This window comes from Roseivivax sp. CAU 1753, assembly GCF_054482575.1.
Genome location: NZ_JBTLRF010000003.1, coordinates 358,480 through 384,396, shown reverse-complemented (window position 1 = coordinate 384,396; position 25,917 = coordinate 358,480). Strand labels below are relative to the sequence as shown.

The window sequence follows — 25,917 nt, the reverse complement described above, 5'->3', positions numbered from 1 at the left end:
CGGTCAAGAAATTCGAAAGCAGTGCGAAACATGCTGACAAATAGTGACCTGATCGAATTGACCGAATTTCGCCGTGCTCTTCATCGGCGACCGGAAGTGTCTGGCGAAGAAGCGGAAACCGCAAAGACTGTTGTGGCTGCGTTGAAACCAATGTCTCCGACGGACACCCTCACAGGGTTGGGCGGACATGGCGTAGCTGCGATCTTTGACAGCGGAAAGGACGGCCCGACGGTACTCTTTCGCGCTGAACTTGATGCCCTGCCTATCGAGGAACGCAATGACGCAATCGCGTGGCCCTCGGAAACCCCCGGCAAAAGCCACGTCTGCGGTCATGATGGCCACATGACCATGCTGCTTGCCTTGGGCCGTCTGATCTCGCGCAGGCCGGTCGCACAAGGGCGCGTCATCCTGATGTTTCAGCCCGCCGAAGAGGACGGAAGCGGTGCGAAGGCGGTCGTCGCTGATCCGGCGTTTGACGCGGTTAAACCGGACTGGGCCTTTGCCATTCACAACAAGCCCGGAAGCCCGTTCGGGTTCGTCTCGACCCGTGTCGGGCTGATGAACTGTGCGTCGCTGGGGCTGAAGATCAAGCTCTGCGGGAAAACGGCCCACGCCGCCGATCCGCAGGACGGTGTCTCCCCCGCGTTGGCAGTCGCTAAACTGATCCCTGCGCTGGACGATCTGGGGCATGGCGAAGGCGGTCCGCGCAACGATGCATTTCGTCTGGTGACAATCACTCATGCAAAGATCGGGGAGCCAACCTTTGGCATCGCCCCCGGTGAAGCAGAGATTTTCGCCACCCTGCGCACGGCTGATGATGCAGGCATGGAAAGCCTTGAAGCCGCGGCGCGAAACCTTGCCAGGTCTGTTGCAAAGATATGCGGGCTTGGTGTCGCGTTCGAGGTCCACGACCATTTCGCGGCTTCGGTAAATGACTCAGACGCCTATCATGTTGCGACCAGGGCGATGGAAGCAATCGGTGTCCCTAACGGGCAAGAGAGCGTGCCGATGCGTGCATCAGAGGATTTCGGCGTATTCGGGTGGGGCGCAAAATCCGCGATGTTGTGCTTGGGCACCGGCGAAGATCATGCGGCCTTGCACAATCCGGACTACGATTTCCCCGATGATTTGATCCCCATAGGAAGCGCGATCTTTGAACGCATCGCCCGAGATTTGTTGGGAACCGGTTAGGCGCATCGCAAGCAATGCCTTCCCAAGAACAACTATTCGCAGCGATGCAGATGGGATGCATATTCGCCTCAAACCGGTCATGCGGCGCTGCGGCAGGTCGCGTGACCGACTTGGCGAAGCAACAAGGCGCTCCCGGCCCTGAGCGGACCTCTGCGGTTTATGTCTAAGCCGCAGCGCGGCTTCACCAAACCGGTCGCGTGTGCTTCGCGCAGCATTTCGACAGATTGATCGTCGGTGTGCGGAAAACACTGACCATGGGATTTTCACCTTTGCTGGTGCAGCACTATTTTGCGCGTGCGCCAAAGCGCTTGTCGCGACGCAGCGCATGTCGCCGATGCGGTCATTGAAATCGGTGAGGTTGGAATTGCCACTGGCCGGTGAACCGGCCAGCGCAACTATGCGGCGGCGACCACCCCGGGGAGACGCCGATATGGCATCCAGGAGGAACCGGGGTGGTCGCTAAACGCTGGTCATGCCGCTTCGGCAGGCGCTTCTTTTGCACCCGTCATGAAGGCCACCGCGTCGGACATGGTGTAGTCCTTGGGATTGATGGTGCAGAGCCGCTTGCCCAGACGGTGGATATGGATGCGGTCGGCGACCTCGAACACATGCGGCATGTTGTGGCTGATCAGGATGATCGGAATCCCGCGCGCGCGCACATCCTGGATCAGTTCGAGCACTCGACGGCTTTCCTTTACCCCAAGCGCCGCTGTCGGCTCATCCATGATGATAAACTTCGTGGCAAAGGCCGCAGCGCGGGCCACCGCGACGCCCTGACGCTGACCGCCCGACAGGGTCTCGACCGCCTGGTTGATCGACTGCACGGTCATCAGGCCCAGTTCGGTCAGCTTGTCGCGGGCGAACTTTTCCATCGCCGGTCGGTCCAGCTGGCGCATGTATTTGCCCATGAAGCCCGGTTTGCGGATCTCGCGCCCCATGAACATGTTGTCGGCAATCGACAGCGCCGGGGACATGGCGAGCTGCTGGTAGACGATCTCGATCCCCATGTTGCGCGCGTCGATGGGCGAGGTGAAGTGCACCGGCTTGCCTTCGATCAGGATCTCGCCCTCGTCTGGGATGGTGGCACCGCAGATCGCCTTGACGATCGAGGATTTGCCTGCCCCGTTGTCGCCGATAACGGCCAGGATTTCGCCCTGGCGCAATTCGAAGTCCGAATGGTCGATTGCGGTCACGTGGCCATAACGCTTCACAATTCCGCGTCCCTGTACGACAGGAGTATTGTCCGACATTATGCTGCTACCTTTCTGATCCACTGGTCAACGGCGACAGCCGCGATGATGAGTGCGCCAATCAACAGGAAGGTCCATTGCGCGTCGGCACCCAGAAGGCGCAGGCCCAGAGTAAACACGCCGACGATCAGTGCGCCAAAGAAGGTGCCCATGATCGAACCGCGGCCACCAAAGAGCGAGATGCCCCCGATCACAACAGCCGTGATGCTTTCGATATTCAGCAACTGGCCCGACGTGGGCGAGACCGATCCGATCCGGCCAATCAGCGCCCAGCCCGCGAAGGCGCAGATCAGGCCAGCAAGAGCGTAAACCGAAATCAGCATCTTCTTGACGTCGACACCAGAGAGCTCAGCCGCTTCGGCATCATCACCCACCGCATAGACGTGACGGCCCCAGGCGGTGTGGCGCAGCACATAGGCCAGCACCAGAACGAGAAGCAGCATGAACACCACGCCAAAGGTAAATACAGCGCCGCCGATCTGGAACTTCGCGCCCATCAATTGCAGCAGCGGCGCGTTTTCGGCGATGTCCTGACTGCGAATGGTCTCATTGGCCGAATAGAGGAAGTTGGCGGCCAGAACGATCTGCCACATGCCCAAGGTGACAATGAACGGCGGCAGTTTCATGCGGGCGATCAGCCAGCCGTTGAAGGCGCCGATGGCGGTGCCGAAAGCCAGTCCAAAGAGCACGGCGATAAACGGCGGCATGCCGTAGCGGAAGGTGAACTGGCCCATGATGACCGAGGATATCACCGCAATCGCGCCGACGCTCAGGTCAATGCCCGCGGTCAGGATCACAAGGCTCTGCGCTGCCGCGACGATGCCCACGATCTGGACCTGCTGCAGGATCAGGGTCAGCGCGAAGGGCGAAAAGAACTTGCTGCCCAGAAGCAGGCCGAAGATCACGATGGCGGCAAGCAGAACGATCAGCGGCACCAGCGCCGGGGTCGTGTGCAGGGCGTGATGAAACTTTCCGACAAGCCCCCTGTTTTGGTCGCCAAAAGACGCGACATCGGACTTCGCCCCTGTGGCGGCAGTCTCGTAGTTGTCTGGCTGTGACATTGTTTCCTCCCAGTTACGGTTGCAGGCAGCCCTTGGAGAAAAGGCGGGGCAGAGCCCGCCTTTCCCAAAGCGTCAACAAAGCTTCAGTCGAGTGTCACCCCCAGCAGAGCTTGGCGCCTTCGGCGGAATCGATGCTCTCGACGCCATCGACCGGCTTGTCGGTGATCAGGGTCACGCCGGTATCAAAGAAGTCCTTGCCTTCGGTCGCCTGGGGTTTGGTGCCATCCGCGGCATATGCGGCGATCGCCTCGATCCCCTTCGACGCCATCAGCAGCGGGTATTGCTGCGAAGTCGCGCCGATCACGCCGTCCGCGACATTCGCCACACCGGGGCAGCCGCCATCGACAGACACAATCAGAACGTCGTTTTCGCGCCCGATGCCCTTGAGCGCTTCATAAGCACCGGCGGCGGCAGGTTCGTTGATGGTGTAGACCACGTTGATCATCGGATCGGAGGCGAGCAGGTTTTCCATCGCCCGGCGGCCACCTTCCTCGTTGCCGGCGGTCACGTCGTGGCCGACGATGCGCGGATCGGTCTCGTCACCCCATTTGTTCGGATCGCCGAGATCGATGCCAAAACCCTGAAGAAAGCCCTGATCGCGCAACACGCCGACGGTCGGCTGGCTGACCGCAAGGTCGAGCATGGCAATCTTGGCATTTGCAGCCTCATCGCCAAGGGCTGCGGCAGCCCACTGGCCGATCAGCTCACCGGCCAGGAAGTTGTCGGTGGCGAAGGTCATGTCTGCCGCGTCGACCGGGTCCAGCGGCGTATCCAGAGCGATGACAAGGATGCCTGCGTCACGCGCCTGTTGGACTGCGGGAACGATCGAACTGGTGTCGGATGCGGTCAGAAGGATGCCCTTGGCACCATTGGCGATGCAGGTCTCGATGGCTGCAACTTGGGTTTCGTGGTCGCCGTCTACCTTGCCGGCATAAGTGTTCAGCTCGATGCCAAGCTCTTCGGCCTTGGCAGCGGCGCCTTCACGCATCTTCACGAAGAACGGGTTGGTGTCGGTCTTGGTGATCAGGCAGGCGGACGCACTGTGCGATGCGGCGGATGCGGCACCGGCGACGACAGTCAGGGCAAGCGCGGACGTGGTCAGAAGATATTTCATGGTGTTCCTCCCAGGGAATCTCAGAGTTTTAACCGGATCGACCTCCTCTGCCGATCCTGGCCCGGACAGCGTAGTTGCCTCGGGTTGCTTCGTAAATCATCGATTCTTGTCACCACGTCAATAAATAAATTAACTTTATTAATAAAAATATTGCGCCTGGTGGCAGGGCGGATATTGTCGACGGCATGGATGCCAGAGCGATCAGAAGCCTGAGCGGCGGCGTGAACCAGAGCCGGGTGCGCAACCACAACGAGCGCCTGCTGCTGTCCATTCTGCAACGACGTGGCGGGCTGCCGGGTGTCGACCTCGCACGGCTCATGGGACTGTCGCCCCCGGCGATTTCGACCATCCTGCGCAATCTGGAAAAAGAGGGCATCCTTCGGCGCGGCGAACCCACGCGCGGCAAGGTTGGCAAGCCGTCGGTCCCGATGGAGTTGAACCCCGACGGCGTGCTTTCCCTCGGCCTCAAGGTCGGACGTCGCAGCGCCGATCTGTTGTTGCTGGATCTTGGCGGAACGGTGCGCGCGCAATTCCACACGACCTATGATTACCCGTTGCCGGACACCATCTTCGGTTTCCTCGAAAGGGGCCTTTCCGATATCATGCAAACGCTTGACGCCGATGCGCGAAGCCGGGTGTGTGGTATCGGCATCGCCGCACCGTTCGAGCTTTGGAAATGGAACATCCTGACCGGCATCGCGGCCGAAAGATTCCAATCCTGGAAAGACGTCGATTTTGCAGACCAGGTCGCGCAGTTTACTGATCTGCCGGTCTTCATGCTGAACGACGCCACCGCCGCCTGCCAGGCCGAACACCTCTATGGCCGGGGCAAAGAGTTCCGCGACTACGCCTATTTCTTTATCGGCTCCTTCATCGGCGGCGGCATCGTGTTGAACCACACCGTGTTCGGCGGCAATCAGGGCAATGCCGGGGCGCTTGGGTCGATGCGCGCGACCGGTCCGCTGGGGGAAAGCCAGCAATTGATAGATGTGGCGTCCCTGCACCTGCTGGAGGCCCGGCTGATGGAAGTCGGCCTGAACCCCGATGTTCTCTGGCGGCTACCCCAGGACTGGAGCACGCTCGCCCGCTACGTCGATCCGTGGATTGGCCAGACGGCACAGGAACTGGCCAAGGCGTCCCTGTCGGTTTGTTCGGTTTTCGATTTCGAAGCGATCCTGATCGACGGCGCCTTTCCGCCCGAGGTCCGCGAAGAACTGGTCAAACGCGTGCGGCGATATCTGGTCAATCAGGACACCCGCGGCCTGATCGTCCCGCAGATCGAAGCAGGCAGCATCGGCGTCAGCGCCCGGGAAATCGGCGCCGCCAGCAGCCCGATATTTTCCCAGTTTCTGTTGGACGCCAATGCCGGGCTGTCGGCGATGTAAGGGACCTCGCCGACACGGCGATTTTGCGCATAGCCTCAGCCACCGAAACTGCCTCGCTGAATAGGGATTCCAGAATGCCGCGGGGGGTCTGCGATCATCGTCTAACCCAGCTTGACCGGAAGATGAACCGGTTCGGCATCCTCTTCGATTTAAGCAAAACCCAATTCAGCGTAAGCCGATGGAGTTGATGTACTGATACAAAAATGGAGGCTCTAAATGGTCTCAGCGCGAGCTGCATCAGCCGCGCGCCAGAAGCATGCGATGGCTACCAAGACGGAAGCGTCAGGCCTTAGCAACCTAAAGACGGCCTCAAGCTTCCGGATTGGTATCGTTTGGCCATGTCCGAAAGCGGAATGGCCGAGATCTTTGACGCCATTCCAGCGCAGCCGAACCGTTCAAACCGGTCGAAACAGACCGCCGACATGGCCTCCACGCCCGGTGCCAGGTATTTGCGCGGATCGAACTGACCCTTGTCCTCTGCCAGCACCTTTCGGATCGCGCCAGTCAAAGCCATTCGCAGGTCTGTGTCGATGTTGACCTTGCGCACCCCGTGCTTGATGCCCAGTTCGATCTCTTCCAGGGGCACGCCCCAGGTCGGCGCGATTTCACCGCCATACTGGTTGATGATATCCTGAAGCTCCTGCGGAACAGAGGATGACCCGTGCATTACCAGGTGCGTATCCGGCAGTTTGGCATGGATCTTCTTGAGCGCGTCCATGGCAAGGATATCGCCATCCGGTTTGCGGGTGAACTTGTAGGCGCCGTGGCTGGTTCCGATGGCCACAGCCAGAGCGTCGACTTCGGTGCGTCGCACGAATTCCGCGGCTTCATCGGCATCCGTGACCAGCTGGTCCCGGCTCAGTTCCCCCTCGAACCCGTGACCATCTTCCGCCTCGCCTTTGCCGGTTTCCAGAGAGCCAAGATGCCCGATCTCGCCCTCGATCGACGCGCCGACCAGGTGGGCCATCTCGCTGACCTTGGCCGTGACGGAGGCGTTGTACTCGAAGTCCGACGGTGTTGTGCCGTCCTCGCTCAGGGACCCGTCCATCATCACCGAAGAGAACCCGTTCATCAGGGCCGACAGGCAGGTTTGCGGTGAATTGCCATGGTCCTGGTGCATGCAGATCGGCAGATGCGGGTACATCTCTATCGCCGCGCGGATGAGGTGGCCGAGAACGATGTCGTTGGCAAATTCCCGGGCGCCGCGGCTGGCCTGCATGATGACCGGGCTGTCTGCCTTGTCTGCCGCCTTCATGATGGCCAGCATCTGTTCCATATTGTTGACGTTGAAGGCCGGCAGGCCGTATCCGCTCTCGGCGGCGTGATCGAGCAGTTGGCGAAGGGATATCAGGGGCATTGCATGGGGCTCCATTGTGGCGCCGCGCGCCAGCGACGGTATTTGGCTTTGGAAAGAGCGCCGGTCAGGCGTTGCGGTGGTACAGGTCCAGCACAGCGACTTCTTCCCGCGAGCCGAGGATCACGGGCACCCGTTGATGGTGCGATGTGGGCTGCAGGTCCAGGATGCGGTCCATACCGGTCGAAGCGGCGCCGCCGGCCTGTTCGACGATCAGCGCCATCGGATTGGCCTCGTACATCAGCCGCAGCTTGCCGCCAGCATCGGCGTTTCCGGCGTCTCGTGGATAGAGGAAAACGCCGCCGCGGGTCAGAATCCGGTGCACCTCGGCCACCATCGAGGCCGTCCAGCGCATGTTGAACGCCTTGCTACGCGGGCCCTCGGTGCCTGCGATGCATTCGTCGTAGTAGCGCCGAACCGGCGCCTCCCAGTGTCTGTAGCGCGATGCATTGATTGCGAATTCACCCGTGCTTTCGGGGATCACCATATCGGGGTAGGTCAGGCGGAATTCGCCGGTGCCCTGCTGGTGGGTGAACCCGTTGACACCATTGCCCGTGGTCACGACCAGAGCGGTCGAGGGGCCGTAGACGGAATAGCCGGCGCTGATCTGCTCGGAGCCGGCGCGCAGCACCGAGCGGTCATCAGTGGCGTCGATCGCCGTGGGCAGCTGCGATATCGAGAAGATCGAGCCCACCGAGAGATTGACGTCGAGGTTCGACGAGCCGTCAAGCGGATCGAAATAGACCAGGTAGTCGCCGGCCTGCGGCTTGTCCTTCAGCCAGTAGACCTCGTCGACCTCTTCGGAGACCAGGGCTGCGACCCGGTGGCAGTTCGAACAATGCCGGACGAAGACCTCGTTGGCGATTACGTCGAGCTGCTTCTGGGTCTCGCCCTGCACGTTCGTTGCGTCGGTGGCGCCAAGCCGGCCGGCAAAGGCGCCGCCGCGGATCTGGTGCGAGATGACGCGGCAGGAGGTCGCGATATCCTCCAACAGGAAGATCAGGTCCTTGTCCAGCCGATGCTGGCTTCGTTCCGACAGCAGAAATTCGCGGAAGGTGATCTGTTGGGCGCTCATGGCAGATATCCTGTCTCGAAGGTGTGTGCGGGCTACCGGTTTTCGGCCGCCCGGTAGTTCAGCCAGCCGAGCGTGGCGTCGGTATTGCCGCCGGGTTTGTATTCCGCGCCGAGCGGGGCGTCGTAGCCCAGGCTGCGGACGACCTCGAACACATGGTCATAGTTGATCTCGCCATGATCGGGAGGGCCGCGATCCGGCACGGAGGCGAACTGGATATGACCGATCTGCGGCAGGAGCGCCTCGATCCTGTGGGTCAGATCGCCCTCCATCAGTTGCACATGGTAGTAGTCGAACATCAGCTTGAGGTTCGGCGCGCCGACCGTCTCGATGATGGCCAGCGCCTGGTCGGTCGTCGTCAGGAAATAGCCCGGCGCGTCGTATTTGTTCAGCGGCTCGATCAGGATGGTAATCCCATGGGGGGCGCTGGCTTCGCAGGCGTATTTCAGATTGGCGACAAAGGTCCGGCGGGCCTCGTCCCCTGTGGCGAAACCCGCCATGACGTGAATGTTGGGTGTACCGATCGCAGCGGCATAGGCGATGGCCTCGTCGATCGCGGCCCGCGCCTCGGCATCGCGTCCGGTAACGGCCGACAGTCCATTGTCACCAGCGCCGACGTCGCCGCGCCGGGTGTTTAGGCCCAGCATCGGCAGGCCCGTCTCGCTCAGGGCGGCCTGCACCTCCTCGGCGGGGGTGTCGTAAGGCCAGTGGCATTCCACAGCGTCGAAACCAGCGGCCTTGGCAGCGCGGATCGCCTCGGGCAAGGGCCTGTCGTTCCACAAGAAACCCAGGTTTGCGGAAAACTTCATGCGTCCCACTCCACATCGAATTTGGTGATCAGCGCCCGGACTTGCGTCTCCGTCAGGGCGCGGGGGTTCATTCCGCGCGTCAGCATCGCCAGCCGCGCGGTGTCTTCGAGTTCCTCGATGGCGTTGCAGGCGGCCTCGATGTCCTTGCCGGCGACCACGGGGCCATGATTGGCCAGCATCACCGCTGTGCGTTTGCCCGCCAGACCGCGCACTGCGTCGCCCATCGCCGGGTCGCCCGGCAGGAAGAAAGGCAGGAGCTTGACGCGGCCAAGCTTCATGATCCCATAGGGCGTGAGCGGCGGGAGGAAGTTGTCCTCGTCCACGTCCGGCATCATCGACAGCGCGACCGAGTGGCAGGAATGCAGGTGCACCACCGCGCCCGCCGTGCTGCGGGTTTCGTAGAAGGCGGCATGCAACGGCATTTCCTTGGTCGGCCTATCACCTGCGACATGTTTGCCTGCCGCATCGAAGCGGCTGAGCCGGGCGGGATCGAGTCGCCCGAAGCTGGTGCCGGAGGGGCTGACCAGCAGGCCACCATCCTCGGTCCGTGCCGAGATGTTACCTGTGCTGCCGCCGGTCAGGCCGCGGTCGAACATCGACCGGGCCAGGAGGCAGATCTGCTCGCGCAGGCGGGCCTCGGTGCTCATGACGCCAGCCTTTCCTGGGCGTCGGAAAAGAAGGTCGCGGTGCCGAAGTTGCCGGATTTCAGGGTGAGCGCGATCTGGTGCCCGCCGGAGTGGCAATAGGTCCAGGGCACGCCCGGCGCGATCTCGGCTCCGATGTCGAGCTGGGTGACGCCAAGTGCCTTGGTGACGGCCCCCGATGTCTCGCCGCCCGCGACGATTACCCGCCGTGCGCCCCTGTCGCGCGCCGCGACCGCGCAGGCCGAGAGTGTTGCCTCGACGATCTCGCCCGCGCCCTCAACGCCCAGCTTCTCCTGCGCGGCGCGCACGCTGTCGGGATTGGCCGTCGCGTAGATCAGCGGGGCCTTTTCCAGGTCTTGCTGCGCCAGCCAGTCGAGCGCCTTCTGCGGGCCGTTCTCGGCCAGGGACAGCGGGTCGAGTTGGAAGGCGGGGACTCCACGGCTGGTGTAGTCTGCAACCTGCTTGTTGGTCATGGCCGAGCAGCTGCCCGACAACACGATGGTGCCTGAGCCAAGCGTCGGCGACTTGGCCTTGGGCGCATCCGCCGACAGCGTGCCATCGGCCAGGTAAAGTGCCGGGAGCGGCATGGCGACGGCACTGCCGCCGGTCATCAGGGGCATGTCGCGGCAGGCCTTGGCGATCACTTCGAGGTCCTCGTTGGCAACGGCATCGACCACCACATGCGCCACGCCCTGCCCACTCAGCGCGTCCAGTTCCGCCCGCAGCGCCTGCGGCCCCCGCGCCACTGTCAGCCGGTCCGCCAGACCCACGGGCCGGGTCACCTGCGGCTCCAGCAGGCGCATCAGGTTGCTGTCGCGCATCGGGGTCAGCGGGTGGTCCTTCATCGGGCTTTCCGCCAGCGGCTGGCGGCCGACGAAAAGGTTGCCCATGAAGATCGAGCGGCCATTTTCCGGGAAGGCCGGGCAATAGATCGTCTGGTCGGTGCCGAGGTCTGCCATCAGCGCCTCGGCGACGGGGCCGATATTGCCTTCGGGCGTCGAGTCGAAGGTGGAGCAGTATTTCCAGAAGAACCTCCGCGCCCCCGCCGCCTGCAACCATTTCAGCGCGGCGCGGGTCTCGGCCACGGCCTCAGCCACTGGTGCGGTGCGCGATTTCAGCGCAATCACCTCGAAGGCGGCCGGATCGGCGGGGAACTCGGAGGGCACTCCGATGCGCAAAGAGACGCGGACGCCGCTGCGGGCCAAAAGACCCGCAAGGTCCGTCGCGCCGGTGAAATCATCGGCAATGCAGCCGAGAACGGTTGTCATTTCTCTTCCCCCGGCAATGTCAGGCCCGCGTTGCGGGCATAAACCTTGGCCACGGCGGCATCGTCTTCCCAGCCGTGGCCCATCCCGGCGGCGGCGAGGAATTGCTGCATCGCCGCGGCGGTGATCGGGGCACTGAATTGCGCCGATTTGGCGATGTCGAGCACGATCCCGAGGTCCTTCGGCCAGATATTGACCGAGCTGAGCGGCGTGTAGTCGCCAGCCACGATATGCGGCGCGCGGTTTTCCAGCATCCAGCTGGTGCCTGCGCACTTGCTGATCACCTCGACGAATTTATCCGGAGCGACGCCCTGGGTCATGCCGAAGGTCAGCGCCTCGGCCATGGTGGCGATATGCACCCCGGCCAAGAGCTGGTTGACCGCCTTCATGGCGCTGCCGGCACCGGCTTCGTCGCCAAGCTCGAACACCGTTTGGGCGATGCTGTCCAAGAGCGGCCGGGCGGCGGCAAAGGCATCGGGCGTGCCCGAAGCCATGATCGACAGCTGTCCGCTGGCGGCCTTGGCCGACCCGCCAGAGATCGGCGCATCAAGATAGTAAACCCCGGTCTCAAGGCAGCGCGCCGCCATGTCACGGGCAAAGGCCGGCGGCACGGTGGCACAGGCCAGAACGACCGATCCGGGCTTCAGCTTCGCCACGACGCCATCCTCACCGAACAGAACGCTTTCGGTCTGGGCGGCGTTCAGCACGACCACGGCGACCGCGTCCAGCTCTCCGGCGGCTTCGGTCAGAGCGCTGCTCTGCCCCCCCTCTGCCTGGAACCGTGCCACCTGGTCGGGGTTGATGTCTCCGCCCCAGACCTTGTGCCCGCCACGCAGCGCCGATGCGGCCATTCCATATCCCATCGAGCCCAGGCCGATGACGGCGACGTTCTTGCTTGCAATAGTCATGTTCAGTCTCCTTTGACCCATTCGGGCAACCACAGGGCAACGTCGGGGAACATCAGGACAATGGCCAGTGCCACGACCTGGATGCAGATGAAGGGGATCAGCGCGCGGAAGATCTCGGACAGGCTCATGTCCTTGGGTGCCACCGACTTCAGGTAGAAGGCGGCCGGGCCGAAGGGCGGCGAGAGATAGCTGACCTGCATGTTCATGGCGAAGAGGATGCCGAACCAGACCGGGTCCATGCCCAGCTTGATGATGATCGGCACGAAGATCGGCATGGTCAGAAGCGCGATCCCGATCCAGTCCATGAAGAGGCCCAGCACCACGAGGATGCCCATCATGATCAGCACGATGACCATAGGCGAGGCACCGCTGTCGAGGATGGTGCTTTCGATGAAACGGTTGCCGCCCATCAGGTTGTAGACACCCACCAGAGCCGCCGCCCCAAGACCGATCCAGATGATCATGCCACAGGTCTCGAGCGTCTGTTTCAGGCTGTCGCGGATCAGCTCCCATGTCACTTCGCGCCGGATCGCTGCCGACAGGAACACACCGACCACGCCCATCGCCGCCGCTTCGGTGACCGAGGCGATGCCGCCGTAAATCGAACCGAGAACCGTTACCGCCACGCCGACCGGCAGGATCACGCCCCGCATCTTGCGCAGTTTCTCGGACATCGGAATGTCCAGCTCCTCATCCGAGATCGGCGGCCCCATCTCGGGGTTCGCGTAGCAGCGCACGAGGATATAGATGATGTAGAACGACGCCAGCATGAGCCCGGGTGTCACGGTGGCGAGAAACAAATCGCCAATCGAGACACTGGCGGTCAGCCCGTAGACGATCAGCACGATCGACGGCGGGATCATCGTCCCAAGCGAGCCGCCGGCGCAGACCGTGCCGATGGCCAGTGCCCGGTTGTATCCAAGCCGCAGCATCTGCGGCAGCGCGATCAGGCCCAACAGGACGATTTCGCCGCCGATGATGCCGGAGATGGCCGCAAGGAAGACCGCGGCGACAAGCGTCTGAACCGCGACACCGCCCTTGATCCGGCCCGCGATCAGACGCATCGCATCATAGAGATCGCGCGCCATGCCCGACCGGTCCAGCAGCGAAGCCATCAGCACGAACATCGGAATGGCGACAAGCACGTATTCGTTGACGAACGAATAGATCCGGCTGGAAACCAGCGGAACGCCCATCGGCCCGAACCAGGCGATGGTGAACAGGATTGCAATCAGCCCGGTCACGAAGGCCAGCGGGATCCCGGTCAGGATCAGGATCATGATCGAGCCCACCAGCAGGAACGAGCCTGACTGAATACCCAGGTCCCGTCCTTGGGAAAACAGCAGGTAGCCGCCGATGACCAGGATGCCAAAGACGATCCCGATAGCGGCAAGGGCAAACTTGCTCGGCGCCTCTCCGGCGCTTTGACGGAAGCCGGTGCCTTTCCAGGCGGTCCAGATATGGCCGACGGACTGGATCGCCAGCACAATCGAGGTAATCAGGAGCATCATCTTGATAATGGCAGGCGTGATCGGGTTCCACGCCGACCCGGACCGCTCAAGCCGGATGTCACCCTGCGGGGTCCACCAGGATTTTTCGACCATCGTGTATGCCGCATAGGCAATCGCCACGGCAAAGAAGAGCGCAAGCAGACCGTTCACGACATCCAGCAGCCTTCGCGTGCCGCCGCTGGTGTTGAAATAGATCAACCCGATGCGAATATGCTTATCGGCAGCAAGACACTGCATGCCACCGTAGAGGTAACAGGCCGCAATCAGCGCGATCACCGTTTCGTGCGCCCAGATCGTCGGGGCGTTGAAGAAATATCGCATGACGATCTCGTAAAGCGAGATCACCGTCGCGATGGCAAACAGGAAACTGAATGCGGTGCCAACCGTGATAATGCCGCGATCCAGCGCGTTCTGAGGACCGGCGCTGTCTTCCTCATGGGCCCTTTTGAGCGCCTCAAGCTGCGCTTCGATTTCGGCTTCGGTCATCGCCGCGTCATGTTGTGCCATGGTCCCCTCCCGGAACGTGAGCTGGATGGTGTAAAACGAAGGGGCCGAGGCCGGCCCCTTCCGGTCTTGCCGTCAGGCGGCAATCACTCGATCAGAAGGCCCTTTTCGGTCAGGTAGGCGGTGACGCTCTCATAGGCCTTGCCTGCCATCTCAGAGCGTTCTGCCCAGTTGGCCCATTGCGACTTGGCAATGCCGCGGAACTTGGCGCGCTCCTCGTCGGACCAATCGATCACGGTGATATCCGGATCGGCTTGGGCTTCGGCCACAGCGACCTCGTTCTGAGCTTCGAGCTGCGTGATCATGTCCCGAGCAAAAACCGAGACCGACTCGTTCAGGATGGTCTGAAGGTCTTCCGGAAGCTCGTCGTAGATCGCCTTGTTCAGGGATACCTCGATGACCGGCATCGAGTGGAACCCGGGATAGAGCGGGTACTTGGCGAATTCATGCATGCCCTGGGCGTGGTTGGTCGAGAACACGGTATAGTCGGCCGCGTCGATCACGCCCTTTTCAAGCGCGGTATAGACCTCGGAGCCAGGCAGGTTCACCGGCGACGCACCTGCGGCGGCAAAGACCTCCTGCACCATGCCTTCGGGTGCGCGCATCTTGATGCCCTTGAGGTCATCGACGCCATGAAGCGGCTTGGTCGACAGGAATGCCTCGACACCGGTCGCCGATGCACCGAGGAACTGCAGCCCGTAGGGGTTCACCAGCTCGTTGAAAAGCTCCTTGCCGCCGCCGTTCTCCATGTAGTCGAACATCTGCTCGGGTGCCGACCATGCGCCGACAAGGTTGCCCAGCATGGCAAAGGCCGGGTCCTTGCCCGAAAAATACGACGGGTCGGTGATGTGGCCCTGCAGGATACCGGCGCCCACCGCGTCAAGCGTTTCGTTATGCGCAACCACGGTGCCGACCGGCACGACCGTGATTTCGATGCGACCGTCGGAAAGCTCGTTGACGCGATCGGCCCAGGCTTCCTCGATCGGGAAGAAGTTGTCGCCAGCCTGCGCCGAGGTCTGGAACGTCCACTGGTACTCTTGCGCCAAGGCGCCGGTGGCAAAAAGCGACGCGGCAATCGCAACGCCGGCAACGGTGGTTTTCAGGAATTGGGTCTTCATGGTTTCCCCCCTTTGGACACCCGGATCAGGTGCTGGTGATGGCCGGTGCGAATTCTTTCCAATTCGCGGTTTCGACCGGTTTCGGTAGAACTGATATCAGTACCGGTATGGATACCGGTATCGGTACCGGTATTGATACCAGTGCCACATCCTGCAATGCTGTGTCAACGCCGAGTTGTGCATCTCGGGATCGAGAAATCGGGGATTGAGACCCGGATCAGGGGTTGGAACGACCCGCGAAGGGGCAGCAAGCGCATGAAAACAAGAAAGACTTTGGTGGATGTCGCGGCTGCTGCAGGTGTCAGCAAAATGACGGCCTCTCGCGCGCTTCGGGGCGACAAGGACGTGTCAGATGCCAATATCGAGAAGGTGAAGCGTGCCGCACGCGAGATCGGCTACTACGGGAATCACCTCGCCGCGTCGCTGTCCAGCAAGCGCACCGACCTGATCGGAGTGGTCGTTCCCAGCCTGTCCAACATTGTCTTTCCGCAGGTCATGTCCGGCGTGACCGACGCCCTGAAGGGGTCTACGCTGCAACCGGTTTTCGGAGTGACCGACTACGATCCCGAGGCCGAATACGACATCATCCGCAACATGCTGTCATGGCGTCCCGCCGGGCTGATCGTCGCCGGGCTGGACCAGCCGGACGATACGCGGAGCTTGCTGGCCGACGCCGGAATTCCCATCGTCCAGATCATGGATTGCGATGGCGACCCGGTGGATGCCTGTGTCGGGTTCTCGCAGACCGGGGCCGGGCGCGACATGGCGGCCGCCCTTCTTGCGACGGGCCGACGGCGGTTCGGATACGCCGGGCGTAACCTCGACAAGGACCTCAGGGCCGCCAAGCGGAAACAAGGCTTCCAAGACGCGTTGCGCGACCAGGGCCTCGATTTCATCGACACAATCGACGGGTCCCAGCTGGAGGGCGATGAGGCCACGCTATCGGCCATCGCCTGCGGGCGCCGCATGACGGCCGACCTGTTGGCCCGTCAACCGGACCTCGATTGCATCCATTTCTCCAACGACGACCTCGCCTTTGGCGGGTTGTGCCATTGTATCGCCGCGGACATCGACGTTCCGGGCACGGTCGCTCTGGCAGGGTTCAACGGGCTGGGCCTTCTTGATGGGTTCCCCGGGAAGATCGCCACGTCCCGCACCGCCCGCCGCGAGATCGGCGAGACTGCCGCCAGGGTCATTCTGGAGACAGTCGAGGGCACCAAAACCGAGAGTGACAAAATCCACATTCTCACCCCAACCATCTCGCTCGGAGATTTGGCCGTGACTGCGGAATGAACGGATTTGTCAGCAACAAATCTCGGCCCATTGGCTTGCATACTCCGCCCACCGATCGGTTTCCGGCTTCTGGGGGACTGATGAAGATCCAGCCGCGTTCTGAGAGATCACGGAGCCGCTGACCAGCAGCGCTGCGCCCTGGCTCGTGCCGGTTGCGCTGACCATCGGGGCTACGTCGCAGCCTGTCGCGACGGAGAGCATCTGCAGGTAGACGCGGTTCCTTGCAAATGGTCCCTCGACGATGATCGAGCCGCGATGTCCGACGAGTTCGAGGCAACGTCTGGTCACCAATGCAAGATAGAAGGCGACCGCAACCCCGCGTTCCCCGCTCCCTGTCCGGGGTTCCGGGCCGACCCAGCGAGAGGTGCAGCCGCGGTAGGGGCCGGTCTCGGGCACCACAGCGGGGGTCAGCATGATGCCTTTGTCGAGCACCTCGGCCAAGGCGGTCTGCGTTGCCTCTGGGTAAGGGCCGCCCGTGGCAAGATCGTGTTCGCGCCCCCCCATGAAGCGGGCGGAGGGGACCGCCGCGCCTTGAGCGTTGACGTTGATCAGGACGTCCTTGTCCGGGTCGAGGGGCACGGATTGCCCGCCGATAGACATTGCAATGGTCCAGGTGCCGCTGGACACCACCGAGAACGGCGCGGTCTGCGACAGGATGTGCGGCAGCAGCGAGGCGTTGCTGTCATGGATACCGCAGTGAACCGGCGTGTCAGGGAGCAACCCGGTGCGTGTCGCGATCTCGGGCAGGATCGGTCCGAGGATGTCGGCCGAGCGGCGGGCGGGGGCGATCTTGTCGGCAATCTCCAGCCGGTCGACCAGGGTCGAGAACCGCCCTTCGTACGGGTTCCACAGGTCAGTGTGACAGCCCAGAGAGGTCATGTCCGTCGCGGCGACGCCGGTCAGGCGGTGCCCCCAGTATTGCGGGTAGGTCACGATGGTTTTCGTGCGCTCACGCAGCCCGGGGTCGGCGGCAAACTGCCAGAAAAGCTGCGCGCCGATGTTCAGCCCGCCCGCGAGGCGGGGCGAGCCGGTTTCGTCGAACGGCGGGCGCAGGGCTTCATAGGCGGCGGACGTCTCGTCCGGGCCGTCGCACTCGTAATCCAGTATCGGCGCGGCCAAACCGCCATCCGCCTTCAGCAGCGCGGCACAGGCGCCATGCGTGGTGATCGAGATCGCGTCGATGCCGTGGTCGGCGTGAAATCGGGCGAGCCCGTCCAGCAGGAAGGCCCAATGCCCCTCGACGTCAAAATGCGGATAAGGCGGGCCGTCGAGCACCCGGTTGGGGCGGGTGATAACGGCGATTTCCGACAAGTCGGACAGGTCGACCAGTGCAAGCTTGGCATTGGTCTTGCCGATGTCGATGACGGCGACGTGGCTCATGGCATGTGAAAGACGCATTCCAGCGGCACGGCCACCGGTTCATTGTCGGGATGCGTCTCCATGATGTCGGCCATGTGCGCCCACCATCTGCGCATCACCGGGTGTTCCGGCAGCGCCTCCATCCCGTGATCCTCCGTGCGCCAGAGCACAGCGAAGAGAAGACCCGTTTCGCGGTCGAGGTGGATCGAGTAATCCGACACCCCGGCCTCTTGCAGCAGCGCCACCAGCTCCGGCCAGATCGCGTCATGCCGCTTGCGGTATTCCTCTTCGCAGCCCGGGTTGAGCCGCATCCGGAAGGCGTATTTTTCCATCATGCCCGCCACATCTTCCAGAGCCGGGGCAGGGCGATCACCCCGATCAGGAGCGCGCCGATCACGATCGACATCACGATGCCTGGTACATTGAGAAGGCCCAGGCCGAAGGTGACAAGCCCCATCACGAAGGCCGCGATCACCACGCCCGGAATGGTACCCGAGCCGCCAAGAATGTTGACCCCTCCGAGGACCACCATGGTCACCACTTCCAGCTCCCAGCCCGTTGCGATGGAGGGACGGGTCGAGCCCAACCGCGAGGTCAGGCAGATCGCCGCCACCCCGGACATCAACCCGGTCAGCAGAAACAGGATGAATTTCACCCGCGCCACCCGAATGCCCGAGAACAGCGCGCCCGTGGGGTTGTTGCCGATGGCATAGACCGCGCGGCCGAAGTTGGTCATGTGCAGGATCACGCCATAGATCACTGCGATGATGGCAAAGAGCACCAGCTCGAAGGTGATCACCCAGAAGACATAGCCCTGTCCGAAGAACGCGAAATCGGTGGGATAGCCGCGGAAGGCCTGATCTCCGAGCACGATGTAGGAAATGCCGCGAAACAGGCTCATGGTGCCGATGGTCACGACGATAGAGGGCAGCCCCAGCCGCGTCACCAGCACGCCGTTGAAGGCACCGCAGAGCAGGCCCGTGCCGAGACCCACAAGGATCAGCACCGGCGTCCCCGCCCCCATCTGAACCGCAGCACCCATCGCGGTCGAGGCAAGTGCGATGATCGAGGCGACGCTGAGGTCAATCTCGCCCGAGATGATCAGCAGCGCCATGGCAAAGGCGATCATCGCTTTTTCGGTAAAATTGAAAGTCGCGTCGGAGAGGTTCCAGGCGTTCAGGAAATAGGGCGAGGCAAAGCTGTTGGCGACGAATATACCGATGGCCACCAGCAGCAGCAGCGCCTCCCAGCTCTTCAGGCGTTTCTGGAACGGCGATTGCAGCCGGTCGGGGATGAAACGGGTTGTATCGGTCATGCCGCGTGCTCCGCTGATTTGAGGATGATCCGGCCCTTGGTGCGCGAAGCCCGCGCATTGACCGCCACCGCGATGATGATCGCACCGCCCGAGATCGCCAGTTGCCAGAAGGGCGAGACATTGATCACCGGCAGGGCGTTCTTGATGACCCCGAGGAACAGCGCGCCCAGAAGCGCCCCGCCAACCGAGCCGATGCCGCCCGCGATGGAGATGCCGCCGATCACGCAGGCCGCCACGACGTCCAACTCGAACCCGCCGGCGATGTCGACATAGGCCACCGCATAACGCGACACCCAGAGGTAGCCCGTCAGTCCCGCCAAAGCGCCCGAGATGGTGAAGGCCCAGAACTGCGTCCGCCCCACGTCGATCCCGGTATAGGTAGCGGCATGGGGATTACCGCCCACCGCATAGGCCGCCCGGCCCAGCGTGGTCCGCGACATGACCACGGAAAAGACGATCACCGCCACAATCGCGGTCCAGCTCAGCATCGGCAGGCCAAGAAACTCGAAGCGTGGGAAGGCCTTGAAGGCCGGGCTCATCTCATGGCTGTTGACCCATTTGCCGTCGGAAATCAGGAAGATGATGCCGCGGAAGATGGTCATCGTGCCCAGCGTCACGACAATCGGCGGGATGTCGAGCTTCCACACGAGGATGCCGTTGAACATGCCCATCAAAGCGCCGAGCGCGATGGCGATCACGAGGATCAGAGCTACCGGCAGTCCCGGAAAGGCGAGGTTGATCATCGACACCGCCATGCCGGTCAGCGCCAGGTTGGCGGCGACGCTGAGGTCGATGCACTTGGTCAGGATCACGATCATCTGGCCGATGGCCAACAGGATCAGCGGCGAGGTGTCGTTGAACACGTCAGCCAGGTTCGCGGGTGTCACGAAGCCCGGAAACCGGGTGGCGATCAGCGCCAGAAGCACGCCTATGGCGCCCAGCAAAAGCGCCTCGCGCGAGGTTATCAATCGTTGCAGCATCATGTCCTCATATCCCCGCCGCGTGGCGGACAAGCGTTTCGGGGGTCAGAGCGTCACCGGCCAGTTCCGCGACCATGCGGCCTTCGCGCATCACGATGACGCGGTCCGACATGCCGAGGATCTCGGGAATCTCGGAACTGACCATGATGACAGCCAGACCCTCGGCGGCCAGTTCCGCCATGAATTCATGCACCGCGGCCTTGGAGCCGATGTCGATGCCCTTGGTCGGCTCGTCGAGGATGATGACCTTGGGCTGCGTCGCCAGCCACTTGGCAATGACGACCTTCTGCTGGTTGCCGCCCGACAGGTTGCCGACGGCGGTATCCAGCGAGGCTGCCCGCAGATCGAGCCGTTGCGTATACTCCCGCGCCAGCTGGAATTCCTCGGCCATCCGCAAAAACCCCTTGTGCGAGGTGCGGCCCAGCGACGGCAGCGTGACGTTCTGGAAAATCGGCAGGGCGGTGATCGCGCCCTGCTTGCCGCGGTCCTCGGGCACGTAAACGATGCCCGCGTCCACCGCATCTGCGGGCGATTGGATCTCGGCCTGTGCGCCGTCGATCGTCACCTTTCCGGCGGATGGCGTGGTGATGCCGAACAGCGCCTGCATGAATTCCGAACGGCCCGCGCCAACCAGGCCGTAGAACCCGAGGATCTCACCACGTTTCAGGGAAAAACCGATATCGGCAAACTCGGTCGGATGGCTCATGCCCTCGACACGCAGAACCTCGTCGCCGGGGGGGTTGGTCCGGGTCGGAAAGATCTGGCTGACATCGCGCCCGACCATCATCTTGACCAGATCGGACTCGGTCACATCGGCGATGTTGCCATCGCCGATGAACTGGCCGTCGCGGAACACCGTGTAGCGGTCGGCGATGCGGAAAATCTCGTCGAACTTGTGGCTGATGAAGAGGATCGCCTTGCCTTGCGCCTTCAGCGTCTCGACCAGCTCGTAAAGCTCCTGGATTTCCTTGTGCGACAGCGCCGCCGTGGGCTCGTCCATGATCACCACACGCGCGTCGATCGAGAGCGCCCGGGCAATCGCCACGAGGTGCTTGTTGGCGATCCCGAGATCGCGCAGCTTGTGGGAGGGATCGATCTCCGCCCCGATACCGCGCAAAATCTCGGACGCTTTGGACTCCATCGCGGCCCAGTCGATCAGCCCGAACCGCCCGCGCGGCGCGTGCCCCAGAAAGATGTTCTCGGCGACCGAAAGCTCATCAAACAGCACCGTTTCCTGATGGATTGCGGTGATCCCGGCCTTGGCCGCGTCCTGCGCAGTGGGAAAGCGCGTCGGTTCCCCATCGACAAGGATATCCCCGCCGTCTGGCTGATAAATCCCCGTCAGGGTCTTCACCACAGTGGACTTGCCCGCACCGTTTTCCCCGATCAGCGCGGTAACCTGTCCGGGATAAAGCCGCAGCGACACGCCATCCAGCGCCTTGACGCCCGGAAAGGTCTTGGTGATCCCGTCAAGGGCCAGCACCGGCGTTTCCGTCACCGCATCGGGCGTCTTGGCCTTGGTCTGCATCAACATGCGATCAGCCCTTCTTCTTTTTTGAATACCCCTGGGGGGTCCGGGGGGCAAAGCCCCCCAGTTGGCCGGACCGCACAAAGCGGTCCGATGATCAGAAAATCGACTTGAACTCGTCGATGTTCGAGCTGTCGTAGACAAAGGGATCGGCCATCGCGGCGGAGTTCGTCTCGTCCAGCGTGATCGTCCCCATGCGCCCGATGGAGATCTCGGCGCCCGGCTCGGCGGTCGCCTCACCCGAGGCCAGCGCATGCGCGATCATCGCCGCCGAATAGCCCAGGTCGATCGGATTCCAGATGGCAAAGCTCTTGGATGCGCCGCTCTCGATGGCGCCCGCCATCTCGGACGGCAGCCCGAGTCCGGTCACGTTGACCTCACCGATCTTGCCAGCGTCTTCCACCGCCTGCGCCGCAGCCACGATGCCCACCGAGGTTGGCGCGATGATCGCATCCAGATCAGGGTAGGACTGCATGAGGCCCTGCGCCTCGCGATAGGACTTGTCGGCCAGATCGTCGCCATAGACGGTCGAGACCACCTCGATGCCGGGATAGTTGCCCATCACCTTGGTCATCTCCTCGATCCAGATGTTCTGGTTGGTCGAGGTTGTGGTGGCCGAGAGCAGCGCGACCTGGCCGCCGTCGGGCAGGTGATCAGCCGCCAGCTTGATGATCATGTTGCCGATCAGCGCGTTCGACGAAGGGTTCAGGTGGACCTGACGGCCTTCCTCGGCGACGCCGCTATCCCAGGAGATCACGGTAATTCCTCGCTGCATGGCCTTCTTCAGCGTCGGCACCAGCGCGTCGGTGTCATTGGACGACACGGCAATCGCATCGACGTTCTGCGCGATCAGCGAGTTGATCACTTCGATCTGGCCTTCGGCGGTGGTATCGGTCGGGCCGGTGTAGATGATCTCCACATTCCCAAGCTCGGCAGCGGCCTCTTCCGCGCCCTTGTTTGCGGCTTCAAAAAAGCCGATGCCAAGCGCCTTGACCACCAGCGCGATGCGCATGTTGTCCTGCGCCATGGCCGATGTGCCCATGAGCGATGCGCCAAGGCCAAGGCCCAGTGCGAGTTTGGTGAAATTACGACGTTTCATGATGGTCTCCTCCCAAAAAACATGAATGTTGAGGCGGGTCTACGAGGCCGCTTCATCCTCTTCCTGCGCCGCGCCCGATTGCGCGACGATCAGCTTGACGTCGGCGGCCTCCAACATGGCGGCGGCCTTATCGGTGATGCCTTCGTCGGTGATCACCGTGTCGATCCGGGCCAGCGGGCAAAGCACCAGGCTGGAACGGTTGTCGAACTTCGTGCTGTCGACCAGGACCACCAGCTCGTCGGCCTGGCCGATCAGCTTCTGTTCCGCCTGGATCAGCAGCGGGTCTGCCTCCATCAGCCCGATGGGTCCAAGCCCCTGAGCGCCCATGAACATCCGCTTGGCATAGAAATTCCGCGTCACATCATTGTCGAAGGGCGACAGAATAATGTTCTGTTCGCGGTAGATCGCGCCACCGGACAACATGATGGTGTTCTTGGAATGCTTCAGCAGGTGCTCGGCGATCGGAAAGCTGTTGGTGAAGACCTGGCAGCGGCGCGAGGCCAGCGGATGCACCATCTGGAACGTCGTGGTGCCACCGTTGATGATGATCGAGTCTCCGTCTTCGCACAGATCGACCGCCGCCCGGGCAATTGCCTGTTTCTGGCGACTTTGCATCGTCTGGTTCACGGAAAACGGTCGTCCGGCCAGGCCCACGAACTGCGGCGGGGTGATCGCTTCGGCGCCGCCACGGACACGGCGCAGTTTCTTTTGTACATGCAGCGCGGCGATGTCGCGTCGGATCGTGGCCTCGGACGCTTCGGTCAGGTTGCACATGTCGGCCACCGTCACCATCGGGCGATCCTGAACGGCGGAAAGAATGATCCTGTGGCGTTCTGTTTCGTGCATGTCGTCCTCCCTTGGTCGCTCACATTCCGCGAATCCCCCCATTCTGTCAATCATAAATAATCACAAACAATCATTCCGCGCCGCAGAATGATTGGTGATGATCGAAAATGATTGACTTGAGCGATGCAAGGCAGCAGTGTTTGACCCAAGCCATCATGCAGGGCGCGCGGCGCCATATGGGAGGACACCATGCTGAAAACCGTTGAAACGCAGCTTCTTGAGAACCGCTGGAACGAGGCTGAGGCCGCCGGGAAAAGCGAATCGGAGCTGCTGCTTTATCGCTCCAATATCCTGGGTGCCGACAAGCGGGTGACCAATTATGGCGGTGGCAATACGTCGGCCAAGGTCATGGAGGTCGACCCGCTCACAGGCCAAGAGGTCGAGGTGCTTTGGGTCAAGGGCTCGGGCGGTGATATCGGCTCGATCACCATGGACGGTTTCGCCACGCTCTACATGGACAAGTTGGAGGCGTTGAAGGGGCTTTATCGCGGGGTGGACTTCGAAGACGAGATGGTGGGCTACCTGCCGCATTGCACCTACAAGCTGAACCCGCGCGCCGCCTCGATCGACACGCCTCTGCATGCCTATGTGCCGCGCAAGCACGTTGATCACGTCCACGCCGATGCGATCATCGCCATTGCCGCATCGAAGAATTCCAAAGACCTGACGCAAGAGATCTTTGGCGACAAGATCGGCTGGCTGCCATGGAAAAAGCCGGGTTACGAATTGGGGCTGTGGCTGGGCAAGTTCTGCGAGGAAAACCCCGAGGCCGATGGCGTCGTGCTGGAAAGCCACGGGCTTTTCACCTGGGGCGACACGGCCAAGGCTTGCTATGACAAGACGATCGAGGTGATCAACGTTGCCACGAAATGGCTTGCAGAGCGGACCGAAGGCGTCGCCCCATTTGGCGGCGCGAAATACCAGAGCCTGTCCGAGGCAGAGCGCCGCGCCGTGGCGGCCCGCCTGATGCCCGCGATCCGTGGGTTCGTTTCCGGCAACCAGCACATGGTCGGCCATTTCAACGACAGCGATGCGGTGCTTGAATTCGTCAATGCAAAGAACATGGAGCCACTGGCGGCGCTGGGCACTTCCTGCCCAGACCACTTTCTGCGCACGAAAATCCGCCCGCTGGTGGTGAACTTCGACCCGGCCAAGGGCAATCTTGATGAGGTGCTGACAGGGCTGCCAAAGCAGATCGAAGCCTACCGCGAGGATTACAAAGCCTATTACGACCGCTGCAAGCACGATGATAGCCCCGCGCTGCGCGACCCCAATGCGGTGGTTTATCTTGTTCCTGGCGTCGGGCTGATCACCTTTGCCAAGGACAAGGCGACGGCCCGGATATCCGGTGAATTCTACGTCAATGCGATCAACGTGATGCGCGGGGCGTCCTCGGTCAGCGAATACACCGGCCTGCCCGAGCAGGAGGCCTTCGATATCGAATACTGGCTTCTGGAAGAGGCCAAGCTGCAACGCATGCCCAAGCCGAAATCGCTGGCCGGACGGGTGGCCCTGGTGACCGGCGGGGCAGGCGGTATCGGCGCGGCCACGGCGGAGCGCTATCTGCGCGAAGGCGCCTGCGTCATGCTGGCCGACATCAACGACGAGGCGCTGGCGGCGACCTCGGAGAACCTGACGGGGCGCTATGGCCGCGACGTGGTGCGCACGGTCAACATGAATGTTACCGACGAGAGTGCCGTGGCGCGGGCCTATGACGAGGTGGCTGTGGAATTCGGCGGGGTCGACATCCTGGTGTCCAATGCCGGAATCGCTTCCTCGGCGCCGATCGAGGAGACCTCGCTGGCGCTCTGGAACAAGAACATGGACATCTTGTCCACCGGCTATTTCCTCGTCTCGCGCGAAGCCTTCAAGCTGATGCGGGTGCAGAACATGGGCGGCGCGGTGGTCTTTGTCGCGTCAAAAAACGGCCTCGCCGCCAGCCCCAATGCCGCCGCCTACTGCACCGCAAAGGCAAGCGAGATTCACCTCGCCCGCTGCCTCGCGCTCGAAGGGGCGGAGGCCGGCATCCGGGTCAACGTGGTCAACCCCGACGCGGTGCTGCGCGGATCGAAGATCTGGGAAGGTGACTGGCTGGAACAGCGCGCCGGGACATATGGCACCGACAAGGAGGGGCTCGAGGAGATGTATCGCCAGCGCTCGATGCTGAAGCGTTCGGTGCTGCCCGAGGATATCGCGGAAGCCGCCTATTTCCTGGCCTCTGACCTCTCGGCGAAATCCACCGGCAACATCCTCAATGTGGATGCCGGCAACGTTCAGGCGTTCACGCGCTGAACCGCGCCACGGGAGGACA

22 protein-coding genes and 1 pseudogene are annotated in these 25,917 nt (G+C 62.4%); 4 read left to right on the top strand and 19 right to left on the bottom strand.

The annotated features are described in order from the left end of the window. The first annotated feature begins 30 nt into the window (after positions 1 to 30). Entirely contained in the window at positions 31 to 1,191 is a 1,161-nt protein-coding gene (locus ACXYMN_RS09310; protein WP_459013307.1) for an amidohydrolase, read from the top strand. Between the two features lie 470 nt (positions 1,192 to 1,661). Here ACXYMN_RS09310 and ACXYMN_RS09305 read toward each other — a convergent pair whose 3' ends face one another. The 3 genes from ACXYMN_RS09305 to ACXYMN_RS09295 form a co-directional block, all read right to left on the bottom strand. Next, the gene (locus tag ACXYMN_RS09305) at positions 1,662 to 2,441 is read right to left on the bottom strand and encodes an ATP-binding cassette domain-containing protein (RefSeq protein ID WP_459013306.1); all 780 of its coding nucleotides are present in this window, start codon (positions 2,439 to 2,441) and stop codon (positions 1,662 to 1,664) included. Then, positions 2,441 to 3,502 (bottom strand): ABC transporter permease, encoded by a 1,062-nt coding sequence (locus ACXYMN_RS09300; protein WP_459013305.1) that lies wholly within the window; start codon positions 3,500 to 3,502, stop codon positions 2,441 to 2,443. The genes ACXYMN_RS09305 and ACXYMN_RS09300 overlap by 1 nt, the downstream gene beginning before the upstream one ends. Positions 3,503 to 3,596: 94 nt before the next feature. Next, positions 3,597 to 4,616: a substrate-binding domain-containing protein gene (locus tag ACXYMN_RS09295; protein WP_459013304.1), complete on the bottom strand. Its 1,020-nt coding sequence runs from the start codon at positions 4,614 to 4,616 to the stop codon at positions 3,597 to 3,599. 185 nt (positions 4,617 to 4,801) lie between these two features. Between ACXYMN_RS09295 and ACXYMN_RS09290 the strand changes: the two genes are divergently transcribed. Beyond that, positions 4,802 to 6,001, top strand: a complete 1,200-nt coding sequence (locus tag ACXYMN_RS09290; protein ID WP_459013303.1) for an ROK family transcriptional regulator — start codon at positions 4,802 to 4,804, stop codon at positions 5,999 to 6,001. A gap of 289 nt (positions 6,002 to 6,290) precedes the next feature. On the opposite strand, the gene fba is transcribed toward ACXYMN_RS09290, so the two are convergent. From fba to ACXYMN_RS09245, 9 genes and pseudogenes are all read right to left on the bottom strand, one after another. After that, entirely contained in the window at positions 6,291 to 7,358 is a 1,068-nt protein-coding gene (fba, locus tag ACXYMN_RS09285; RefSeq protein ID WP_459013302.1) for a class II fructose-bisphosphate aldolase, read from the bottom strand. Between the two features lie 64 nt (positions 7,359 to 7,422). Then, positions 7,423 to 8,430, bottom strand: a complete 1,008-nt coding sequence (locus ACXYMN_RS09280) for a class 1 fructose-bisphosphatase (protein WP_459013301.1) — start codon at positions 8,428 to 8,430, stop codon at positions 7,423 to 7,425. Positions 8,431 to 8,462: 32 nt separating this feature from the next. After that, positions 8,463 to 9,236, bottom strand: coding sequence for a hydroxypyruvate isomerase family protein (locus tag ACXYMN_RS09275; protein ID WP_459013300.1), 774 nt, complete (start codon positions 9,234 to 9,236; stop codon positions 8,463 to 8,465). Beyond that, complete coding sequence (gene otnC, locus ACXYMN_RS09270) at positions 9,233 to 9,883, bottom strand: 3-oxo-tetronate 4-phosphate decarboxylase (RefSeq protein WP_459013298.1); 651 nt, start codon at positions 9,881 to 9,883, stop codon at positions 9,233 to 9,235. The genes ACXYMN_RS09275 and otnC overlap by 4 nt, the downstream gene beginning before the upstream one ends. Next, positions 9,880 to 11,148, bottom strand: coding sequence for a 3-oxo-tetronate kinase (gene otnK, locus ACXYMN_RS09265; RefSeq protein WP_459013296.1), 1,269 nt, complete (start codon positions 11,146 to 11,148; stop codon positions 9,880 to 9,882). Before otnK ends, otnC begins: the two co-directional genes overlap by 4 nt. Beyond that, the gene (ltnD, locus tag ACXYMN_RS09260) at positions 11,145 to 12,053 is read right to left on the bottom strand and encodes an L-threonate dehydrogenase (protein ID WP_459013295.1); all 909 of its coding nucleotides are present in this window, start codon (positions 12,051 to 12,053) and stop codon (positions 11,145 to 11,147) included. The genes otnK and ltnD overlap by 4 nt, the downstream gene beginning before the upstream one ends. Positions 12,054 to 12,055: 2 nt before the next feature. After that, positions 12,056 to 13,333, bottom strand: coding sequence for a TRAP transporter large permease (locus ACXYMN_RS09255; RefSeq protein WP_459013404.1), 1,278 nt, complete (start codon positions 13,331 to 13,333; stop codon positions 12,056 to 12,058). A 174-nt stretch (positions 13,334 to 13,507) separates the two neighbouring features. Continuing rightward, a pseudogene (locus ACXYMN_RS09250) lies at positions 13,508 to 14,050 on the bottom strand (TRAP transporter small permease subunit); the annotation flags it as partial. 104 nt (positions 14,051 to 14,154) lie between these two features. Continuing rightward, complete coding sequence (locus ACXYMN_RS09245; RefSeq protein WP_459013294.1) at positions 14,155 to 15,186, bottom strand: TRAP transporter substrate-binding protein; 1,032 nt, start codon at positions 15,184 to 15,186, stop codon at positions 14,155 to 14,157. A gap of 276 nt (positions 15,187 to 15,462) precedes the next feature. Here ACXYMN_RS09245 and ACXYMN_RS09240 point away from each other — a divergent pair, with 276 nt between their 5' ends. After that, positions 15,463 to 16,479, top strand: a complete 1,017-nt coding sequence (locus ACXYMN_RS09240; RefSeq protein WP_459013403.1) for a LacI family DNA-binding transcriptional regulator — start codon at positions 15,463 to 15,465, stop codon at positions 16,477 to 16,479. Positions 16,480 to 16,488: 9 nt separating this feature from the next. On the opposite strand, the gene ACXYMN_RS09235 is transcribed toward ACXYMN_RS09240, so the two are convergent. From ACXYMN_RS09235 to ACXYMN_RS09205, 7 genes are all read right to left on the bottom strand, one after another. Further along, positions 16,489 to 17,859: an FGGY-family carbohydrate kinase gene (locus tag ACXYMN_RS09235; protein ID WP_459013293.1), complete on the bottom strand. Its 1,371-nt coding sequence runs from the start codon at positions 17,857 to 17,859 to the stop codon at positions 16,489 to 16,491. Next, positions 17,856 to 18,170, bottom strand: coding sequence for an L-rhamnose mutarotase (gene rhaM / locus ACXYMN_RS09230; protein ID WP_459013402.1), 315 nt, complete (start codon positions 18,168 to 18,170; stop codon positions 17,856 to 17,858). Before rhaM ends, ACXYMN_RS09235 begins: the two co-directional genes overlap by 4 nt. Beyond that, complete coding sequence (locus ACXYMN_RS09225) at positions 18,170 to 19,153, bottom strand: ABC transporter permease (RefSeq protein ID WP_459013292.1); 984 nt, start codon at positions 19,151 to 19,153, stop codon at positions 18,170 to 18,172. Before ACXYMN_RS09225 ends, rhaM begins: the two co-directional genes overlap by 1 nt. Further along, positions 19,150 to 20,133 (bottom strand): ABC transporter permease, encoded by a 984-nt coding sequence (locus ACXYMN_RS09220; RefSeq protein ID WP_459013401.1) that lies wholly within the window; start codon positions 20,131 to 20,133, stop codon positions 19,150 to 19,152. The genes ACXYMN_RS09225 and ACXYMN_RS09220 overlap by 4 nt, the downstream gene beginning before the upstream one ends. Positions 20,134 to 20,140: 7 nt before the next feature. Then, on the bottom strand, positions 20,141 to 21,667 hold the full coding sequence (locus ACXYMN_RS09215; protein WP_459013291.1) for a sugar ABC transporter ATP-binding protein: 1,527 nt from the start codon (positions 21,665 to 21,667) through the stop codon (positions 20,141 to 20,143). A gap of 91 nt (positions 21,668 to 21,758) precedes the next feature. Next, on the bottom strand, positions 21,759 to 22,703 hold the full coding sequence (rhaS, locus tag ACXYMN_RS09210; RefSeq protein ID WP_459013400.1) for a rhamnose ABC transporter substrate-binding protein: 945 nt from the start codon (positions 22,701 to 22,703) through the stop codon (positions 21,759 to 21,761). A gap of 96 nt (positions 22,704 to 22,799) precedes the next feature. Continuing rightward, positions 22,800 to 23,606: a DeoR/GlpR family DNA-binding transcription regulator gene (locus ACXYMN_RS09205; RefSeq protein WP_459013290.1), complete on the bottom strand. Its 807-nt coding sequence runs from the start codon at positions 23,604 to 23,606 to the stop codon at positions 22,800 to 22,802. A 189-nt stretch (positions 23,607 to 23,795) separates the two neighbouring features. On the opposite strand from ACXYMN_RS09205, the gene ACXYMN_RS09200 reads away from it, so the two are divergent. Beyond that, entirely contained in the window at positions 23,796 to 25,898 is a 2,103-nt protein-coding gene (locus ACXYMN_RS09200) for a bifunctional rhamnulose-1-phosphate aldolase/short-chain dehydrogenase (protein ID WP_459013289.1), read from the top strand. Positions 25,899 to 25,917: the final 19 nt, after the last annotated feature.

Excerpts from the sequence above, each read along its gene's own strand:
- ACXYMN_RS09310 (WP_459013307.1), top strand. The coding sequence starts at position 31 with ATGCTGACAAATAGTGACCTGATCGAATTGACCGAATTTCGCCGTGCT.
- ACXYMN_RS09305 (WP_459013306.1), bottom strand. The coding sequence starts at position 2,441 with ATGTCGGACAATACTCCTGTCGTACAGGGACGCGGAATTGTGAAGCGT.
- ACXYMN_RS09300 (WP_459013305.1), bottom strand. The coding sequence starts at position 3,502 with ATGTCACAGCCAGACAACTACGAGACTGCCGCCACAGGGGCGAAGTCC.
- ACXYMN_RS09295 (WP_459013304.1), bottom strand. The coding sequence starts at position 4,616 with ATGAAATATCTTCTGACCACGTCCGCGCTTGCCCTGACTGTCGTCGCC.
- ACXYMN_RS09290 (WP_459013303.1), top strand. The coding sequence starts at position 4,802 with ATGGATGCCAGAGCGATCAGAAGCCTGAGCGGCGGCGTGAACCAGAGC.
- fba (WP_459013302.1), bottom strand. The coding sequence starts at position 7,358 with ATGCCCCTGATATCCCTTCGCCAACTGCTCGATCACGCCGCCGAGAGC.
- ACXYMN_RS09280 (WP_459013301.1), bottom strand. The coding sequence starts at position 8,430 with ATGAGCGCCCAACAGATCACCTTCCGCGAATTTCTGCTGTCGGAACGA.
- ACXYMN_RS09275 (WP_459013300.1), bottom strand. The coding sequence starts at position 9,236 with ATGAAGTTTTCCGCAAACCTGGGTTTCTTGTGGAACGACAGGCCCTTG.
- otnC (WP_459013298.1), bottom strand. The coding sequence starts at position 9,883 with ATGAGCACCGAGGCCCGCCTGCGCGAGCAGATCTGCCTCCTGGCCCGG.
- otnK (WP_459013296.1), bottom strand. The coding sequence starts at position 11,148 with ATGACAACCGTTCTCGGCTGCATTGCCGATGATTTCACCGGCGCGACG.
- ltnD (WP_459013295.1), bottom strand. The coding sequence starts at position 12,053 with ATGACTATTGCAAGCAAGAACGTCGCCGTCATCGGCCTGGGCTCGATG.
- ACXYMN_RS09255 (WP_459013404.1), bottom strand. The coding sequence starts at position 13,333 with ATGATCCTGATCCTGACCGGGATCCCGCTGGCCTTCGTGACCGGGCTG.
- ACXYMN_RS09245 (WP_459013294.1), bottom strand. The coding sequence starts at position 15,186 with ATGAAGACCCAATTCCTGAAAACCACCGTTGCCGGCGTTGCGATTGCC.
- ACXYMN_RS09235 (WP_459013293.1), bottom strand. The coding sequence starts at position 17,859 with ATGAGCCACGTCGCCGTCATCGACATCGGCAAGACCAATGCCAAGCTT.
- rhaM (WP_459013402.1), bottom strand. The coding sequence starts at position 18,170 with ATGGAAAAATACGCCTTCCGGATGCGGCTCAACCCGGGCTGCGAAGAG.
- ACXYMN_RS09225 (WP_459013292.1), bottom strand. The coding sequence starts at position 19,153 with ATGACCGATACAACCCGTTTCATCCCCGACCGGCTGCAATCGCCGTTC.
- ACXYMN_RS09220 (WP_459013401.1), bottom strand. The coding sequence starts at position 20,133 with ATGCTGCAACGATTGATAACCTCGCGCGAGGCGCTTTTGCTGGGCGCC.
- ACXYMN_RS09215 (WP_459013291.1), bottom strand. The coding sequence starts at position 21,667 with ATGTTGATGCAGACCAAGGCCAAGACGCCCGATGCGGTGACGGAAACG.
- rhaS (WP_459013400.1), bottom strand. The coding sequence starts at position 22,703 with ATGGGCACATCGGCCATGGCGCAGGACAACATGCGCATCGCGCTGGTG.
- ACXYMN_RS09205 (WP_459013290.1), bottom strand. The coding sequence starts at position 23,606 with ATGCACGAAACAGAACGCCACAGGATCATTCTTTCCGCCGTTCAGGAT.
- ACXYMN_RS09200 (WP_459013289.1), top strand. The coding sequence starts at position 23,796 with ATGCTGAAAACCGTTGAAACGCAGCTTCTTGAGAACCGCTGGAACGAG.